Annotated in this window: 1 protein-coding gene and 1 pseudogene; both read left to right on the top strand. The window is 64.0% G+C overall.

Features of this window, described 5'->3' with window-relative positions; translation table 11 throughout:
* The first annotated feature begins 849 nt into the window (after positions 1-849).
* Complete coding sequence (locus tag ACFWZH_RS39415; protein WP_384443353.1) at positions 850-1,332, top strand: hypothetical protein; 483 nt, start codon at positions 850-852, stop codon at positions 1,330-1,332.
* A gap of 500 nt (positions 1,333-1,832) precedes the next feature.
* Positions 1,833-2,216 (top strand): annotated as a pseudogene (locus ACFWZH_RS39410) (helix-turn-helix domain-containing protein); the annotation flags it as partial.
* Positions 2,217-2,558: the final 342 nt, after the last annotated feature.

The raw sequence follows: 2,558 nt of genomic DNA, 5'->3' as shown, positions 1-2,558 counted from the left end.
AACCTCATGACCCGCCGCCTCACCCACGAAGCCACCACCAACTGGCGTGACACCTGAGCCAAACAAAACAGACAACCCAGAATCAAACGCTCACTAAGTAACTTGATGTTGGCGAGTCGGGGCGCTGTCTATAGGGACCAGAAGTCCGCGGCGGGTTCCCGGAAGGGCAGCGGTCGAGGTGGCCGGGGTGCGGGTGTTCATCGTGCGTGTCAGTGCCACATGGAGCCGGTCTATTCGCGTCGGTCACGCCGTACGCCTCAGGAGCAGCGTTACGGTGCTCTGTGGCGTGAGGCGGGCGGTGAACCGATTCAGTTCCGGCGGCTCGTCGAAGGCCGCGCATAGGGCGCATATGGAAGCCCCGCCCGTTCTGCCATGGAGCACGGCAGAACAGGCGGGGCGGTGCGGGCCAAGTGGAGGAACTGTGCCGGTCCTTCGCTTCAGCCCGAGTCTGTGACGGTTTTATCCGTCAGGACATGCCGTTGCTCTGGTTCCCCCAGCCGTGGCTGTTGGACCCCCCTCCCATGCCGTTGCTCTGGTTCCCCCAGCCGTGGCTGTTGGACCCCCCTCCTATGCCGTTGTTCTGGTCGCCCCAGTCAGCCGGGGCTTTTGTGACGGCGTGAGGGGTGGAGTTGCCGACGGCGTACGCGGTCGTTGTGGCTCCTGCGGCAAAAGCCATTCCGAGGGCAGCGCCGCCCAGGGCCGTCCGCAAAACAGTTCTCTTCGAGAGGTTCATTCGCGTTTTGTTCATGGCACCACCGTGCTCGCCTCTGTGGCTGGCTACGATCGGAGAGCGGCCATTCGAGTGAACGGTTCCGTCGTCTAACGAACCGATTTTTGAGAGGTTTACGCATGAGTGACGAGGCGATCAACGAGACCGAACCCGCGGCGCCTGATGCGGTGGTCTACGCACCGCCGGCCGCGGAGGATCTGTCCGCCGAGCTGGAGCAGCTACGGGCACAGTTGGCGGAGTACGTGCCGATCGTCCAGGCCCACCAGGAGGCCGAGGAAGCACGCAAGACCGAGGAACAGCACCTGCGTGAGCAGGTCGAGGCCGTTCAGTCGGAGCTCGGCGAGGCGCGGCGGTTGCTGCTGCGTGAGGTTGCCGACGAGACCGGACTATCGGCTGACGTGATCGCGCTGATTCAGGGCTCCACAAAGGACGAGTTGCTTTCTGCCGCATCTGTGATTGCTGAACGCGCAAAGTCCACATCGGCTGCGCCGAAGCGCCCGACTCCAACGGTCGACGGTGGTACGGACGCGCCTTCCACTGATTCCGACGATATTGGCCCGATCAAGATTGCTCGGGCTTTTGCTAAGCGCGCTCGTTTCTAAGCGGCGCAGAGAGATGCGTATTCATGTCTCATGTTTTTGCGAAGGCGGACAAGCTAGCTGTGGGGACCCTCGGTCTACTCAAGCGGCAGACGGTTCTAGCGGGACTTGTCGCCAAGGATTCCGGCGCGGACTTCACCGGCGCGGCGGGTGACGTTGTGAACATCAAGCGCCCGTCTCGCCTGACCGGCGCTGAGCAGCATCTACGGGTCGACAACTCCGGTGGCATCGAATCTGAGAGCCTCGCCGAGTGGAAGCTTCCCGTTCGCCGGGCATTGGCACCGTGGACGTGGACAAGGCCACTGGCCACTAGGTCACCTCGGGCAGTGTCCGCAAGATGATCGCCCGGGCGCGCACTGCACTAAATAAGGCGGATGTTCCGGCCGTCGGCCGGGTCCTGGTCGTGGGTGCCGACATTGACCAGGCGCTACAGATGGACGATTGGCTAGTGTCTCATGATCCGATTCGTGTCACCTTAAACTCTCTGAGTCGTTGGGCGGTGCGTGAACCTCTCTTCGGAACAGACCGCAGAATTGCGGGTGTTGGCGGCGGGCCGGCACGTGGCGGCGGATGTGGCACTGCGGGCTCGCATCGTGTTGGGGGTCGCTGAGGGCTGTCGTCGTAAGGACATCGCCGAACTGGCGGGCGTGTCCGTCCGAACGGTGGACCGCACCAGGACCCGGTACGCGGAGCGCGGAGTGGCGGGGCTGGTGGAGAGAAGGCGCGGTGGCGGAAGGGAACAAGTGCCGCTGCAGACCCGCGGCCGGGTGATCGCGCTGACGAGGATGACTCCGCCGCCGGAATGGGGCCTGTCGCACTGGTCGACGCGCACACTGGCCGACCATCTGAAGCAACGCGAGGGCATCAGGGTCTCCTTCCACTACATCGCCCGCATTTGGTGGGAGGAGAACCTGCAGCCGCACCGGTCGGGCACCTTCAAACTGTCGAAAGACCCGGCGTTCGCGGAGAAGGTCGCCGATCTTGGGACTTGCCCTTGCGGATTGGCCGGACGTCGGGATTGGCCAGGGAGATCAGCCGGTCGGGTATCGGGCGGTTGCCCGCCAGCCGTTGGGCGGCCTGCTCCAGCAGGCGCTGCGTGCCGAAGGAATCGGTGGCCTACCGGCGGGGCACTAGCCTCGGGCTTTCACGTGGCCTGGCGTCCGGGACGTGATTGAAAACGCGAGAAGTGCCCCTGACCTGCAACGATAGAGCTTGTCAAGGTCCTGTCA

The sequence above is a fragment of the Streptomyces sp. NPDC059008 genome (assembly GCF_042749045.1).
Taxonomy (GTDB): Bacteria; Actinomycetota; Actinomycetes; order Streptomycetales; family Streptomycetaceae; genus Streptomyces.
The sequence above is the reverse complement of the archived record's forward strand: the minus strand, read 5'-3'. Positions and strand labels throughout refer to the sequence as shown.